The organism is Mesorhizobium sp. M0659, assembly GCF_040320605.1.
Classification (GTDB): Bacteria; Pseudomonadota; Alphaproteobacteria; order Rhizobiales; family Rhizobiaceae; genus Mesorhizobium.
Genome location: NZ_JAMYPY010000008.1, coordinates 126,835 through 141,130 on the forward strand (window position 1 = coordinate 126,835; position 14,296 = coordinate 141,130).

The window sequence follows — 14,296 nt, forward strand, 5'->3', positions numbered from 1 at the left end:
CGAGTGCAATTCCGTGTCAGGAGCGTTGGAGCCATGGCACGTCCTGCCTTCGATGGAGTTGACTATCCTCCCAATCTGATGTTCAATCAAACGAAATGGAATGATGCTTCACATCAGAAAAATTGAAGGTCGATCCCGATGAACGCCCCACTCAATCATCCGCTGCCGCTGCTCGATCTCGACGTTTTGCGCACCTTCGTGGCCATTGCAGAGACCGGCAGTTTCACCACGGCGGCCAATGCGGTGTTCCGCACGCCGTCGGCGGTCTCCATGCAGATCAAGAAGCTCGAGGACATTCTCGGGCGCTCTGTTTTCGCGCGGGATGCGCGCTCGGTGACGCTGACCACGGATGGCGAGATGCTGCTCGGTTATGCCCGCCGGCTGTTGTCGATCAACCGCGAGGTGGTGTCGAAGTTCATCATCCCCGAGATCGTCGGCGTGGTGCGGCTCGGCTCGCCGGACGACTATGGCGAGCGCGTGTTGCCGCATGTGCTGAAGCGTTTCGCGCAGTCGCATCCGTCGATTGCCGTCGACGTCACCATCGACCAGAGCAGCAATCTGCGCCGCCGCATGGACGACCGGGCGCTCGACATCACGCTGCTGACCAATTCCTACAAGACCAGCGCACTCGGCGCCGAGGTGCTGCTCACCGAGCCGATCGTCTGGGCCGGCGCCAAGGGCGGCAGCGCGCATCTGCGCGAGCCTTTGCCGGTGTCGCTGTGGGAAGAGGGCTGCGCCTGGCGGGCCGGCGCGCTCGATGCGCTGAGCCGTGAAGGCCGCAATTACCGCATCGCCTATATGAGCGCCCACACGGCAGGCCAGCGCGCCGCCATCATGTCGGATCTCGCGGTTGCGCCGCTGCCGAAGTCATTCCTCGGCAACGACATGGTCGAGCTTTGCCCGAAGGACGGCATGCCCGATATCGGCACCTACAATCTGGCGATGGTGGTGTCGCCGGACGCCAGCGCGCCGGTCAAGGCCGTCGCCGACCATATCCGTGCGACGTTCGAGCTTTTCCGCGAAACCGGCAAGTTCTAGAGCGGTTCACCGTTTCACGGAAACGCGAGCCGCTTTAACTCCTTGTTTTGACGCAATTCCCAAGGGAAAGCGCTACACGCTTTTCCCGGGAAACCGTTTTACACTTTTCCTGGAATTGCTCTGCTATTCCGCTGCTTGGGCGGGGCGCGCCGCGAGAGCGGGTCGCGCCGTGCGCCGCGCAGTTGGCTCACCTTCAAGGAAGGTGACGATGCTGTCCCTGGCGCGACGCGCCTCCGGCATCTCGATCAGCGGCCAGACGTGGAACATGCCTTCCTCGTAGACGACCTCGACGTCGACGCCGGCAGCGCGCGCCTTTTTGGCGAAGATCAGATTGTCGGGGCTGAGCAGGTCGTGCGAGCCGGTCAGAAGCAGGGTCTTCGGCAGCACCGCGAGGTCGCCATAGAGCGGGCTGATGTGCCAGTCGCTGCGATCAATGCCGGCACTGTACATGCGGATCGCTTCCAGCCCGCCGGAAATGCCGAGCCACGGATCGTTGCGTTCCGCCTCGAACACTTCGGGGTTGGACAGCGACATGTCGAGGCCGGGTGAAATCAGCACGTGGCGCGACGGCAAGGGCAGGCCTTCCTCAGCCGCCATCATGGTCAGCACGACGGCCATGTTGCCGCCCGCGGAATCGCCCATGAAGACGATGTCTTCAGCGTCGGTCTCATCCAGCATCTGCCGGTAGACGTCGCCGACCATGCCGAACATGGCGTGGAAATCATGCTCCGGCGCGATGGGATAAATCGGCACGGTGATGCCGAAACCCAAGCGCTCGGCCACCTCGGCGATCAACCCCCAATGATAGGATGTGATCTGGAAGACATAGGCGCCGCCATGCATGTAGAGGATGCGCCTGCGTTCGCCGGCCTTCGGCGCGATTTCATAGACAGGGAAGCCATCGACGCTGCGCTCGGTGATATCGAGCCGCTCCCGCAGCAATGCCGGGGGATGATGATCCTCGGTCTTGCGGGCATAGGCGATCCAGCGCTGCAGGTTTTCCGGGCTGGCAAATGCCTTCTTGCGGCTGTGCCGGAGGATGAAGGAAACGAGGTGGCTTTTGAAACTGGGCATTCGCCTACACAAGCTCGGCCGCAGCCGACTAAGAGAATTCCCCCACTGTCGCGAAGATCGTACCTCCAGCCGAAATGTCAAGATTCTGGCCCAAGCCAACACGGTTGTTTGATCAGCCAGGTCCGCTGTTTTGCGCAGCGCGGCTCAGCGCCGGGGCAGCAGCGCGGCGCGAAGCTTGATGTCGGTCGCAGCCGGGACCATGCGGCGGCCCCGGCGCTTAGTCAGCAATTTGCACTTGTCGGCGAAGGTCATCAGCGGCCCGAGCCCAGGATCAGACGCGACAGGTTGGTCTGGGCGTCGATGCGCGGCGACACGGGCCAGCCGATGTCCTTCTGGATTTCGGGTGGCAGGTTGTTCATGGCGCGCACGGCCTGTGCATTCTTCATGGCCGCACGAAAACGGCCGAGGGTCTCGAACATCTCTATTCTCCTTTGGAGCGTTGTGGCGGCGGAATAGTCCGGTCCGCCATTCGATGTCCGTTAAATGCTTCACGTCTGTATCGGACGTATTGCGCCAAAACAGCGTTTCGGTTTCCAGATCGGTGCGATCTGGAAACATTTGCATACAAATGAAATTGGTCGAATTGGCGGCCTTCGTAAGGTGGCTTATTCCCGGCTGCGCCTGGCGGCATGGCCTTCACGCGAACGCCGGCGCGGGGCGGCGTCGCCGGCGACGCCATCCTGGCTGACGGTCTTGCGTGGCGGCAATTTCACCGCCGCCGACAGTTTCGGGAACGGATCGACCTTGTTGGGAAGCGCCATGGCGTAGACGAAATGCTCCTGGAATTTCGGCTCCAGTGCGGTCTCGATCTTCTCGATGTGGCTGACCGTGTCCTCGATCTCGCGGCGATAGCCACGATTGAGCAGGGCCATGCGCGCACCGGCGCCGGCGGCGTTGCCGACGGCCGAGACCTTGTCGAGGTCGCAATCCGGGATCAGGCCGAGCACCATGGCGTATTTCGGATCGATGAACGAGCCGAACGCGCCGGCGAAATGGATGCGGTCGACGTGTTCGGTGTTCTGCTTTTCCATCAAAAGCTTGGTGCCTGCATAGAGCGCCGCCTTGGCAAGCTGGATGGCGCGCACGTCGGTCTGCGTGATGGTGATCTTGGGTTCGCCTTCCTTCAAGACATAAGAGAAGGTGCGGCCGTTGACCGTGACGCGCGGCGAGCGCTCGGCCAGCGACCCGTCGATCACTCCATCCTCGGAGATGATGCCGGCGAGGTACATTTCGGCCACGATCTCGATGATACCGGAGCCGCAGATGCCGGTGACGCCGGTCGCCTGCACGCTATCGACGAAGCCGGGATCGTCGGACCAGAGTTCAGAGCCGATGACGCGGTATTTCGGCTCCAGCGTATCGGGGTCGATGCGCACGCGCTCGATTGCGCCGGGGGCGGCGCGCTGGCCGCCGGAGATTTCGGCGCCCTCGAAGGCCGGGCCGGTGGGCGAGGAGGCTGCGACCACCCGCTTGCGGTTGCCAAGCACGATCTCGGCATTGGTGCCGACGTCGACGATCAGCATCATCTCGTCCTGGCGGTGCGGGCCTTCCGACAGCGTCACCGCCGCCGCATCGGCGCCGACATGGCCGGCAATACAGGGCAGCATATAGAGGCGGGCGCCCTGGTTGAGCTTCAGGCCGATATCGGAGGCCTTGATGCGCACCGCGCCCGAGACGGCGAGCGCGAAGGGCGCGCCGCCGAGTTCGGTCGGATCGATGCCGAGGAACAGATGGTGCATGATCGGATTGCCGACAAAGACGGAATCCAGGATGTCGTTGCGCTGGACATTACCTTCCGCGCAGACCTTGTCGACCAGGCCCGAGATCGCCTCGCGCACGGCGACCGTCATGCCTTCGCGGCCGTCCGGGTTCATCATCACATAGGAGACGCGGCTCATCAGATCCTCGCCGAAGCGGATCTGCGGGTTCGACGTGCCCGACGAGGCGGCGACGCGGCCCGACAGCAACGACACCAGATGCATGGCGATGGTGGTCGAGCCGATGTCGCAGGCCAGCCCATAGGCTTCGTTCTTGAGGCCGGGCCAGAGTGCTATGACGCGGGCGATGTCGCTTTCGGCGTCCTTGTGGATGGCGGCGGTGGCGGTCCAATTACCCTTGCGCAAGATGCCCTGCACCTGCGGCATCAGGTAGAAGTCAAATTCGAGGTTTTTGAAGCCCCAATCCTTCATCAGCGCGATCTTGAGGCGGTCGAGATCGCCGAGCGGCTTGTGCATGTCGGGCTGTTCGATCTCGACATAGCACATGCGGATCGCTGAATCGCGGGCGATGACGCGGGTGTCGGCATCCTTGCGGATGGTCTGTGCATTGATGACCGTGTCCTGCGGCACGTCGATGACGAGGTCGCCGAGGATCTGCGCCGAGCAGGAGAGGCGGCGCCGCTCGGGCAGGCCGCGGACGCGCTCGTAGCGCTCTTCCTTGGCGCCCTTGGGCGAGATGTGGTCGTTGGACGAGACGATCTTGTGCTTGGCGAAATTGCCTTCCTGCACCTCGATTTGGCAGCGCCCACAGGTGGCGCGACCGCCGCAGACGCTTTCGACATAGACACCGAGCTGGCGCGCGGCGTCGAGCACCGGCGTGCCGACAGGAAACCGCCCGCGCTTGCCTGACGGCATGAACAGCACGAGCGGATCGGTAATGTTTGCAGGCGAGTTCATATTTTCATTACTCGACTAAGCCGGCACTGGGAAAAGATTTCACATATGCGAGGCTTGCCAGATAGGAAGCGATGAGCGGCAGCGGATACCATCGCAGCCAAAACATGGAGAAATTGTCCAGTCTTTGCCGGTCCAATGTCCTTGCGGGAATTGCCCCGAGCAGAAGTGGAAATGCGATCAGGACAAACATTAGAAAGGCAGTGGCGTAGATACACAGAACAAAATACCGGAGGTATTCATGACTCAGATAGCCGAAGGCATAGGACCCGGCCAAAAGCATAAATACGCTGCAAAAAGCCACTCGCAGAATTACCTGCCAGTTCGGCATTTCAGGCCTTGTGCGGTCTTGATCTGTCAAGAAAACCGTGTCCTGTCTCGCTCTATCCCCTGGCCATGCGGGCTTCACGGCCGCCGCGACGGCGACCGCCATTGCCATTGCCGCCGCCTTCGCCCGGAGCGTTAACCGCGGTGGGCGCTGCGACCGCCTGGCCGCCTTCGGCCGGCTTGTAGTCCTTGTAGGTCCTGATCCAGTTGGTGCAGTTCTCGTCGGTGCCGTTGAGCACATTGGCGCCGCGCACGGCTTCCATTTCCTGCGGGCGCACCGGGTTCATGATCGCCGAGGTCATGCCGGCGCCGATCACCATCGGGATGAAGGCGGCGTTGATGCCGTGGCGGTGCGGCAGGCCGAACGAGATGTTGGACAGGCCGCAGGTGGTGTTGACCTTGAGCTCTTCACGCAGGCGGCGCAACAGCGCGAAGACCTGGCGGCCGGCATCGCCCAGCGCGCCGATCGGCATCACCAGTGGGTCGACGACGACGTCATGCGCGGGAATGCCGAAATCGGCGCAACGCTGCACGATCTTTTTGGCGACGGCAAAGCGCACATCCGGATCCATCGAAATGCCGGTCTCGTCGTTGGAGATGGCGACGACCGGAACGTTGTACTTCTTGACCAGCGGCAGGATGGCTTCGAGCTTTTCCTCTTCGCCGGTCACGGAGTTGACCAGCGGCCGGCCCTTGGCGACCTTGAGCGCTGCCTCGATGGCGGCGGTCACCGACGAGTCGATCGACAACGGCAGGTCGACAAGGCCCTGGACGATCTCCAGCGTCTGCACGAGCAGGCCGGGTTCGGTTTCGTTCGGATTAACGGAGGTGACGCCGGCATTGACGTCGAGCATGGTGGCGCCGCAGGCGGCCTGTTCCAGCGCATCCTTGATGACGGTCTCGAAATTGCCGGCGATCATCTCGGCGGCCAGCTTCTTGCGGCCGGTCGGGTTGATGCGCTCGCCGATGACGCAGAAAGGCTGGTCGAAGCCGATGATGATCTCTCGTGTCGCCGAGGCGACGATGGTCCGGGTCATGAAGTCTCTCCGCCTGATATAAAGATTTCTTTATATCGTTGTCTGGTTTCATTCAAGCGAATGGCTGGCCGTCCGCGCTGTCAGTGCGCGGTCTTCACCATATCCACCTGCGTTTCGGTAATGTCGTCGTGCAGTATGCTCTCGAGCCGGTCGGCGACCATCTGATCGTCGTGGCGGATCTCACGTTTCCATGGCTGGCGGCCTTTCAGCACACCCGATTCATCGACGATCTCGGCGACATATTCCTCCTGGCGGTAGGCCATCACATGGATGCCGGAGACACCAGGAATTTCCTTCACCTCGTTGATGATGTCGGTGCAGAGCTGCTTGCCTTCCTTCTTCTGGTCCTGCGCGCATTCCAGCCGCTTGATGATGGTATCGGGAATATGAATGCCCGGCACGTTGGAGCGGATCCATTTGGCCGTCTTGGCCGAAGCCAGCGGGCCGACGCCGCACAGGATGAAAACTTTTTCCGTATGCCCCAAGTCCCGCGCCCTCTGCATGAAGGTTCTGAACATCGGCACGTCGAAGCAATACTGCGTCTGCACGAACTGCGCGCCGGCGGCGATCTTCTTGCCGAGATGGATCGGGCGGAAATCGAAGGGTGGCGCGAAGGGGTTGACGGCGGCGCCGAGGAAAATTTGCGGCGGCGTCGTCAACTTGCGGCCGGACAGGAACTTGCCGTTGTCGCGCATGATGCGGCAGGTTTCCAGCAACGACATGGAATCGAGGTCGAAGACAGGCTTGGCGCCGGGCTGGTCGCCGGCCTGGACGCCGTCGCCGGTGAGGCACAGCATGTTGGCGACGCCCATCGCCGCACCGCCCAGCACGTCGCCCTGGATGGCGATGCGGTTCCTGTCGCGGCAGGCAATCTGCATGATCGGGGCATAGCCCATGCGGGTCAAAAGCGCGCAGATGCCGACCGAGGACATGTGGCAGTTGGCGCCGGAGGCATCGACGGCATTGATGGCGTCGACCCAGCCGTCGAAGATTTTCGCGCGGTTATAGACGTCTTCGGGATCGGCGCTGTCGGGCGGGTTGAGCTCGGTGGTGACGGCGAATTCGCCGCGTCGCAGCACGCGCTCCAGCCGGCCACGCGAGGAGTGGCCGGGCAGGGGATCTAGCGGCAGATGGATGCCGGCCGGGTTTTCATCGCGCTGGCGGCCGATCACGCGCCCGCTCCGGTATTGGCTTTGGCAGCGGGTTCACGGGCCGCTGCCGACTGCGCCGTCACCCGCAGCCAGGCCGAGGTTTCGCGCAGCGACTGGTCGACCGGCTTCTGAACGGTCAGGATCCTGTCGCCATGCTCCATGTTCCGCGAACCTTCCCAGGCCTTGACCCAGACGCAAGGCATGTCGGGCTCGACCTCGCAATTGCCGTTGGCGCGCACGCCGCCACACGGGCCGTTGCGCAGCTGCTTGGGGCAGTTCATCGGGCACGACATGCCGGTCGAGGACAATATGCACTGACCGCACATGCGGCAGTCGAACATGAAGCCTTTTACGCGTTTTTCAACGAACTTGATCGGCGCTTCGACGCGGCCGTAGCCAAGGCCTTTCCACAGCGGATGGAGCAGCAGGAACATGTCTGCGAATCTGGAGTAGAACCATTCGAGCAATCGCGAATGGCGGATCGACCACAGCCTGATGGCAAACGAGCGCTGCACGCGCCGCTGCGGCGATACGTCGGCCGGCTTGTAGTCGGATTTCGGCGCTGCTTTCTTGACCTGAGTGGCCTGGGTAACCGGCTGGGTAATCCTTGGCCCCTCTTTGGCAGGAGTGGTTTCAGACATTTTCTTTCCCGCCCGCCTTGACCAGAGCGACCAGCCGCTCGCGGTCGTATTTCGCGTCGATGTCGCTGAATGCCTTCTCGACCTCGGCTTCGAGGTCGTCGCCGACCGGGATCGGATCGGCCTTGCGCCATTCCGCGAGGTAATCGTCGGTGCCGCCGGCGCCGGTGCGCATGGCGCACATATCGATCGCCTCGGTGAAGCGCAGCGGCAGTTCGCGCTTGGCGTTCTGCCGGCCCTTCTTGACGATGACCTGGGCGGGGATGTCGCGCCAATAGACGACGATCAGATCGGCCATGAATTCTCTCACTCCCTGTAGAGCGCCGTGCGTCCATGAGGGAAACGACGCTCCACCACTTTGTCCAGCAGGTGCGAGCATTGCCGGATGCGCAGTGGGGCTGCTTGTTATGGGACGACGCGCGCGCATTCAAAAGCGACGCTATTGGACGTCGCAAAAAGAAAGGCGAGATTCCGAGGGAAGGCTGGCTACCAAACCCGCTTGGTCAGGCCGGTCCAGAGATAGAACCAGATCGTCGGATGGTACCATTGTTTCGACGGCAGGCCGGGGTCGATCGTGGCCAACTTTCCGTCCAAGGCGTCGCGGACCGCCTCGACGCAGATGTCACGCGAGAACGCCGCCTGGCGCAACGCATAGCTCGAAATAGTGTCGCCGGGCTCCGGCTTGCCGCGCGCCTGTTTCAATACGCCGCCGGTATCGACGCCGGCGTCGACCAGATGCACGGTGGTGCCGAAATTCTGGAGATCGCGGGAGGCCAGCGCCCAGTAGCCGCCATTCATGCCGCGGTATTTGGGCGCGATGCCGGCGTGGTAGTTGAGCACCGGGCAGGGCATTTGCGCCAGCGTCTGCCGGGACAAGAGCCGGCAGCCGGCGAGCAGCACCACGCCCGGGCGGATGTCGGCGATCGCCTGCAGGCAATCGGCTGCGTTGGCGGAGGAGACGTGGATGATCTTTTGTCCCGGCTTCGGCTCGGTCTCAAGCTTCTGATCGGCGATGAGCCGCTCTGCGTGGCCAGCGAAGAAGCGCTTGCCGAGCCTCGTCAACACCATCGTGCCGAGTTGACCGATGGCCGAAAACAAGCCCTGGCGGCGCGCCCGGCCGAGCAGCAATTGTTTTTTGGATTCAGGGCTTTCGAGGATGACGCTGACAGGACCGAACTGGTCGGCGATGGCGTTGACGATTGCCCAGATGTGCGGTCCGCCTTCGGTGACGATGACGATCGCAGCACTTTTTTCAACCGCTGATGCCATGGCACGCTTTCTTGCCGGCGCGCAACCATTTGCCGTGCGCTGCCCGGCTCAATTCTGTGCCGGGCGAGGTTAAATCTTGATGACCGCCCGGCCAGCGAGAGACCAACGGATCAGCGCTTGAACTCGATGATGTCGAGTTTCGATTCGTAGTAGGGCGCCGGGAATTCGATGCGCCATTCATTGGCGCTGGTGCGGAAGGCATAGCCGACCTGGTCGCTTTCCGGGCCGCTGCCATAGGGTTTTGGCTTGTTGTCATTGACATAGCCGGAGCCGAGATAGATCGCGCGTTTTTCGCTATCGTCGAAGAAACGGCCCTTGGTGCGTTGCGAGCCGCTGACCTTTTCCAGCTGCCAGCCGGAGCCATCGTCCGTGACCTTGCACTTGAACCAGCCATAGATGACCAGCGGGCCGGTCAGGCCCACCTTGATGGTTCGGCATTGCCAGTTGCCGCTCAGGTCCTTGTCGGAAAAGGCCACTATCGGCTTTGCCAGCAGCGCGTCGAGTTGGCTGACCTCAGCCGGGTCTCCCGCTTTTGCCTCGGCCAGCGCCGCCTTGCGGGTCTCGCCATATTTGTCGAGGCGAACCTTGTCGGCAGGCGTGATGATCTTCTGCACCTCGCCGTCGGCGCGAGCGGGCAAGACGAGGCAGAGGAGGCCAAGGGCGGCAAGCAGGACGCGAGGGGTCATCGGGACGTTCCGTGTTCGGATGGCTGAATCAGCCTGTTTGCTTTTGGCTCACAACTTAACCATTCGCGGCGGCCTGTCATCTGTTCTCGACAGCGTCCCGGCTCAAGAACCGCTTCAGGCGTGGGCGGCGGCCTGCGCCAGTCCGGCCGTCAGGTCGCCATAGCCGGTCGAGCGGCGCTCATAGGCGAGGCCAAGCATCTTCGCGGCCTTCTCGGCGACTTTGTCGAGTTCCGGATCGTCGGTCTGGGCGATGTAGATCAGCTTCTGGTAGTTGCCGAAATAGTCCTTGATCAGCTCCGGGTGCTTGTCGAGGCCGAGCGGCTTCATGAAGAAGGCGTCGAACTGGCGGCACAGGAAATCGGTCATGTAGAACGACATCATGTCGTCGTCGGCGACCTTCGCATAGGCGTCCATGCCCTGGTAGAAGGCAAAGCAGTGCGGCCCGGCCATGCGCTCGACGCCGTGCTTCTCCAGGACCCGGTCGAGCATGCCGCCGGTACCGCAATCGGCATAGCCGACGAAGATGTTGCTATAGCCTTCCGCCTTGGCCTTTTCGATCGCATTGTCCATCGCCGGTGCGATGCGGTCGGGGTAGAAATGGAACTCCGCCGGCAGGCAGGTCAGGTCGAGATGGTCGAGCTTGAGCTGCTCCTTGACGGCCAAAACTTCGCGCGCAATCATTCCACAGGCGATGACCAGCAGCCTGTCGTCTTGATTCGGTTTCGTTTTTTGCATTCTGGCCATGGAACCCGGTCGAAGCGGCCTTCGTTGCTGTGGGGCGAATCTATCGAGAGAGGGATAAACCGTCCATGAAACTGTTACGCGTTGCGCCGATTGCAATCCTTGCCTGCGTCCTGGCGCTTACGGCCTGTGCCAACACCGTCCGTGGTGTCGGCCGGGATATCAAATCGACTGCCAAAGCCGTCGACGACACCGTCACCAAACCCTGACGCAGCCATCCGTTCCAATAGCTGGGAACAAAAAAGCCGCGCTGCAAGGCGCGGCTTTCGATTGTGGGCCAGACGCCTTACGGAAGAGATCAGGCTGAAGCGCGCATATTATGCTTGCGCTTCATGAAGTCCTTCGCGGTCTCGACCGCCACAGCCGCGTCGCGGCAATAGGCATCGGCGCCGACGGCCTTGCCGAATTCCTCGTTGAGCGGCGCGCCGCCGACCAGGACGACATAGTCGTCGCGGATGCCCTTTTCCTTCATCGTGTCGATGACGACCTTCATGTAAGGCATGGTCGTGGTCAAAAGCGCCGACATGCCGATAATGTCGGGCTGGTGCTGCTCGATGGCGTCGAGGTATTTTTCCACCGCATTGTTGATGCCGAGATCGATGACGTCGAAGCCGGCACCTTCCATCATCATGCCGACGAGGTTCTTGCCGATGTCGTGGATGTCGCCCTTGACGGTGCCGATCACCATCTTGCCCTGCTTCGGCGCGCCGGTGGCGGCCAGCAGCGGGCGCAGGATGAACATGCCGGCTTTCATCGCGTTGGCCGACAGCAGCACCTCGGGAACGAACAGGATGCCGTCGCGAAAGTCCTCGCCGACGATGCGCATGCCTTCGACCAGAGCTTCGGTCAGCACCTTGTAGGGCACCCAGCCGCGCTCGAGCAGGATGTTGGTGCCTTCCTCGATCTCTTCCTTCAGTCCGTCATAGAGATCGTCGTGCATCTGCTGCACCAACTCGTCGTCGGAAAGCTCGGAGAGGATGATCTCTTCGTCGGCCATTTTTCTCGGGCTCCTTGCCGCGCGGATGCGATCACGGCGGCTTAAAATAATCGCGTCAATACCTAACCCGGCGGGGGCAGGTATCCATAGCTGATTTGCGACTTCCCGCAAAAGGAAAGCGACCGCAAATCTATTGGAATTCTTGTCGATTTTGCGACAGGCGTTGGCGCTGGCGGGCCGTTTCGAATAGGGTGCATGGCTACGATCCGGGCGAGAAGCCGCCTACGCGGCCGCAAACGGTTTTTAGGGAAAAACGATCATGAGTGAAAACGCGTCAGTCGACCAGGAAGCGTCCAATGCGCGACGTGGACGTGCTGCCAGCGGCGGCGCGGCTGCAAGGCGGGCGGCGCGCTCGGGCGGCGGACCGGGCACCCAGCTCACCTATATCAAGCGCAAGATCAACATCTATGAGGTCCTCAACGAGGAAGGCCTGGCGATTATCGAAAACAACACCGATACGGTGCTGGAAGAGATCGGCATCATCTTTCGCGACGACGCCGAGGCGCTGCAGCTTTGGAAAGAGGCGGGCGCCGACGTCAAGGGCGAGCGCGTGCATTTTCCCAAGGGCCTCTGCCGCTCGCTGCTGAAGACCGCGCCGCCCATCTACACCCAGCATGCGCGCAACGCCGAACGTTCGGTGCAGATCGGCGGCAACGCCACGGTCTTCGCGCCGGTCTATGGTCCGCCCTTCGTGCGCGATCTCGACGGTGTCAGGCGCTACGCGACGATCGAGGATTTCCGGAATTTCGTGAAGCTCGCCTATATGGCGCCGTCGATTCACCATTCGGGCGGCACGGTTTGCGAGCCGGTCGACGTGCCGGTCAACAAACGCCATCTCGACATGATCTACAGCCACATCAAATATTCGGACAAACCGTTCATGGGTTCGGTGACGGCGCCAGAGCGGGCCGAAGACACCGTCGCCATGGCCAAGATCGTGTTCGGCGACGATTTCGTCGAAAACAACACCGTGCTGACCAGCCTGATCAACGCCAATTCGCCGATGGTGTTCGACGAAACCATGCTGGGCGCGCTGAAGGTTTATTCGCGTCACAACCAGGCTTGCATCGTCACGCCGTTCATCCTTGCCGGCGCGATGAGCCCGGTCACGGTGGCCGGCACGCTGACGCAGGTTCTGGCAGAGGTGCTGGCCGGCGCCTCTTTCACGCAGTTGATCCGTCCCGGCGCGCCGGTGCTGTTCGGCACCTTCGCCTCGTCGATCTCCATGCAGTCTGGTGCGCCGACCTTCGGCACACCGGAGCCGTCGCTGGTTTCCTACGGCGCCGCACAGCTTGCCCGCCGGCTCGGTCTGCCGTTCCGCACCGGCGGCTCGCTCTGCGCCTCCAAGGTTCCGGATGCGCAGGCCGCCTACGAGAGCGCCAACACGCTCAACTCGACCATTCTTGCCGGCACCAATTTCGTCCTGCATTCGGCCGGCTGGCTCGAAGGCGGACTGGCGTCCTGCTACGAAAAATTCATGATGGACATCGATCAGCTCGGCATGACGCAAAAGTTTTCCGAAGGCGTCGACCTCTCGGAAAACGGCCAGGCGATGGACGCCATCCGCCAGGTCGGCCCGGGCAGCCACTATCTCGGCTGCGACCACACCCAGGCCAATTTCCAGACCGCCTTCTACCGCTCCAGCATCGCCGACAACAATTCCTACGAGCAGTGGCTGGCCGAGGGCGAGAAGACAGCGCCGCAGCGCGCCAACGAACTCGCCCGCCGCTGGCTGGAGACCTATGAGGCGCCGTATCTCGATCCGGGCATCGACGACGGGCTGAAGGACTACATCGCGACGAAGAAGGCGTCGATGGCTGACGCCTTCACCTGAAAGGAGCCCGAGTCAGGCGGGGCTAAAGTCGCCAACATCATCCACAAGGAAGTCTGGCGGAGCGCTTTCTCCGACCCGGACAAGAAGGGATGATTGCGCGGCGCCGGGCTGACGAGATAGCGGCCGCGCTTTCCGCCGACGGCCTCATCCTGCGCGGCGGCTTCAATTTCGCAACAAGCGAAACGCCGCCGCATGGCCCTTCAGTTGCCCCCGCCAAATCCGTGCTGTTGGTGGGGCAGGCGGGAGCGGCACCCTGGCCGCATTTCCTGCGCTGGCGCGACCGGCAACCGCAAACCATTGCTAATCCGCTCGACACATGGTCGCGCGCAGTGATCGGTGCGGTGGCGGAGAAATTCGGCGCGCGCGCCGTTTCGCCTTCGGACAGACCTTATCTGCCGTTCCAGCAATGGGCGATGCGAGCGGAGGGGCTGAGACCGTCGCCGCTGGGCATCCTGATGCATCCGCAGTACGGGCTCTGGCATGCCTATCGCGGCGCGTTGCTGTTCGAGGATGAGATCGCGCTTCCTGAACGTCGCGAAGCGATTCACCTTTGCGACGCCTGTGTTGCAAAACCTTGCCTGAAATCCTGTCCGGTTGACGCCTATTCCGCGGATGGTTTCGCTCATCAGGCTTGCCTGGCGCATGTGCGGGGATCGAAGGGCGAACCATGCCGCGGCGGCGGCTGCCTCGACCGCAACGCCTGTCCGTATGGCACGGCCCATCGCTATCCGCCTGAGGTTCAGGCCTTTCACATGACGGCGTTTGCCGGCCTGTAGCCGGGTCGAAAGCCCGCACAAAGTGTTGAACGGGATTGTCAGGGAACGGCTTGCCC

The 14,296-nt window shown here is 62.3% G+C and carries 16 protein-coding genes; 4 read left to right on the top strand and 12 right to left on the bottom strand.

The genetic code is table 11. The features are described from left to right. The first annotated feature begins 138 nt into the window (after positions 1-138). Positions 139-1,038: a LysR substrate-binding domain-containing protein gene (locus NKI31_RS15325; protein ID WP_023670389.1), complete on the top strand. Its 900-nt coding sequence runs from the start codon at positions 139-141 to the stop codon at positions 1,036-1,038. Between the two features lie 123 nt (positions 1,039-1,161). Here the strand turns inward: NKI31_RS15325 and NKI31_RS15330 are convergent, their stop codons facing one another. The 11 genes from NKI31_RS15330 to NKI31_RS15380 all read right to left on the bottom strand — a co-directional run bounded on the left by NKI31_RS15330 (position 1,162) and on the right by NKI31_RS15380 (position 10,636). Then, on the bottom strand, positions 1,162-2,112 hold the full coding sequence (locus NKI31_RS15330) for an alpha/beta hydrolase (protein WP_023818043.1): 951 nt from the start codon (positions 2,110-2,112) through the stop codon (positions 1,162-1,164). A 251-nt stretch (positions 2,113-2,363) separates the two neighbouring features. After that, on the bottom strand, positions 2,364-2,531 hold the full coding sequence (locus tag NKI31_RS15335) for a hypothetical protein (protein ID WP_196813564.1): 168 nt from the start codon (positions 2,529-2,531) through the stop codon (positions 2,364-2,366). 186 nt (positions 2,532-2,717) lie between these two features. After that, positions 2,718-4,787: an ASKHA domain-containing protein gene (locus NKI31_RS15340; protein WP_352651987.1), complete on the bottom strand. Its 2,070-nt coding sequence runs from the start codon at positions 4,785-4,787 to the stop codon at positions 2,718-2,720. Between the two features lie 7 nt (positions 4,788-4,794). Further along, positions 4,795-5,145, bottom strand: coding sequence for a hypothetical protein (locus tag NKI31_RS15345; RefSeq protein ID WP_156929758.1), 351 nt, complete (start codon positions 5,143-5,145; stop codon positions 4,795-4,797). Between the two features lie 22 nt (positions 5,146-5,167). Next, complete coding sequence (locus tag NKI31_RS15350; RefSeq protein WP_023688111.1) at positions 5,168-6,148, bottom strand: methyltetrahydrofolate cobalamin methyltransferase; 981 nt, start codon at positions 6,146-6,148, stop codon at positions 5,168-5,170. 80 nt (positions 6,149-6,228) lie between these two features. After that, entirely contained in the window at positions 6,229-7,320 is a 1,092-nt protein-coding gene (locus tag NKI31_RS15355) for a methylenetetrahydrofolate reductase (RefSeq protein WP_352460720.1), read from the bottom strand. Next, entirely contained in the window at positions 7,317-7,940 is a 624-nt protein-coding gene (locus NKI31_RS15360; protein ID WP_352651988.1) for a methylenetetrahydrofolate reductase C-terminal domain-containing protein, read from the bottom strand. The genes NKI31_RS15355 and NKI31_RS15360 overlap by 4 nt, the downstream gene beginning before the upstream one ends. Continuing rightward, the gene (locus tag NKI31_RS15365; protein ID WP_023670397.1) at positions 7,933-8,235 is read right to left on the bottom strand and encodes a virulence factor; all 303 of its coding nucleotides are present in this window, start codon (positions 8,233-8,235) and stop codon (positions 7,933-7,935) included. The genes NKI31_RS15360 and NKI31_RS15365 overlap by 8 nt, the downstream gene beginning before the upstream one ends. Positions 8,236-8,423: 188 nt before the next feature. Further along, entirely contained in the window at positions 8,424-9,206 is a 783-nt protein-coding gene (locus NKI31_RS15370) for a formyl transferase (RefSeq protein WP_352651989.1), read from the bottom strand. A gap of 110 nt (positions 9,207-9,316) precedes the next feature. Next, complete coding sequence (locus tag NKI31_RS15375; RefSeq protein ID WP_023670399.1) at positions 9,317-9,892, bottom strand: DUF4893 domain-containing protein; 576 nt, start codon at positions 9,890-9,892, stop codon at positions 9,317-9,319. A 114-nt stretch (positions 9,893-10,006) separates the two neighbouring features. Next, positions 10,007-10,636, bottom strand: coding sequence for a DUF1638 domain-containing protein (locus NKI31_RS15380; RefSeq protein WP_352651990.1), 630 nt, complete (start codon positions 10,634-10,636; stop codon positions 10,007-10,009). A 65-nt stretch (positions 10,637-10,701) separates the two neighbouring features. Here NKI31_RS15380 and NKI31_RS15385 point away from each other — a divergent pair, with 65 nt between their 5' ends. Continuing rightward, positions 10,702-10,842, top strand: coding sequence for an entericidin A/B family lipoprotein (locus tag NKI31_RS15385; RefSeq protein WP_023670401.1), 141 nt, complete (start codon positions 10,702-10,704; stop codon positions 10,840-10,842). Between the two features lie 89 nt (positions 10,843-10,931). On the opposite strand, the gene NKI31_RS15390 is transcribed toward NKI31_RS15385, so the two are convergent. Continuing rightward, positions 10,932-11,630: a cobalamin B12-binding domain-containing protein gene (locus NKI31_RS15390; RefSeq protein WP_352651991.1), complete on the bottom strand. Its 699-nt coding sequence runs from the start codon at positions 11,628-11,630 to the stop codon at positions 10,932-10,934. Positions 11,631-11,889: 259 nt separating this feature from the next. Here NKI31_RS15390 and NKI31_RS15395 point away from each other — a divergent pair, with 259 nt between their 5' ends. Both NKI31_RS15395 and NKI31_RS15400 read left to right on the top strand, forming a co-directional pair. Further along, positions 11,890-13,464 carry a trimethylamine methyltransferase family protein gene (locus NKI31_RS15395; RefSeq protein WP_023670403.1) on the top strand — a complete coding sequence of 525 codons (1,575 nt, stop codon included), beginning with the start codon at positions 11,890-11,892 and terminating at the stop codon, positions 13,462-13,464. An 89-nt stretch (positions 13,465-13,553) separates the two neighbouring features. Further along, positions 13,554-14,240 carry a hypothetical protein gene (locus tag NKI31_RS15400; protein ID WP_023691016.1) on the top strand — a complete coding sequence of 229 codons (687 nt, stop codon included), beginning with the start codon at positions 13,554-13,556 and terminating at the stop codon, positions 14,238-14,240. Positions 14,241-14,296 lie beyond the last annotated feature (56 nt).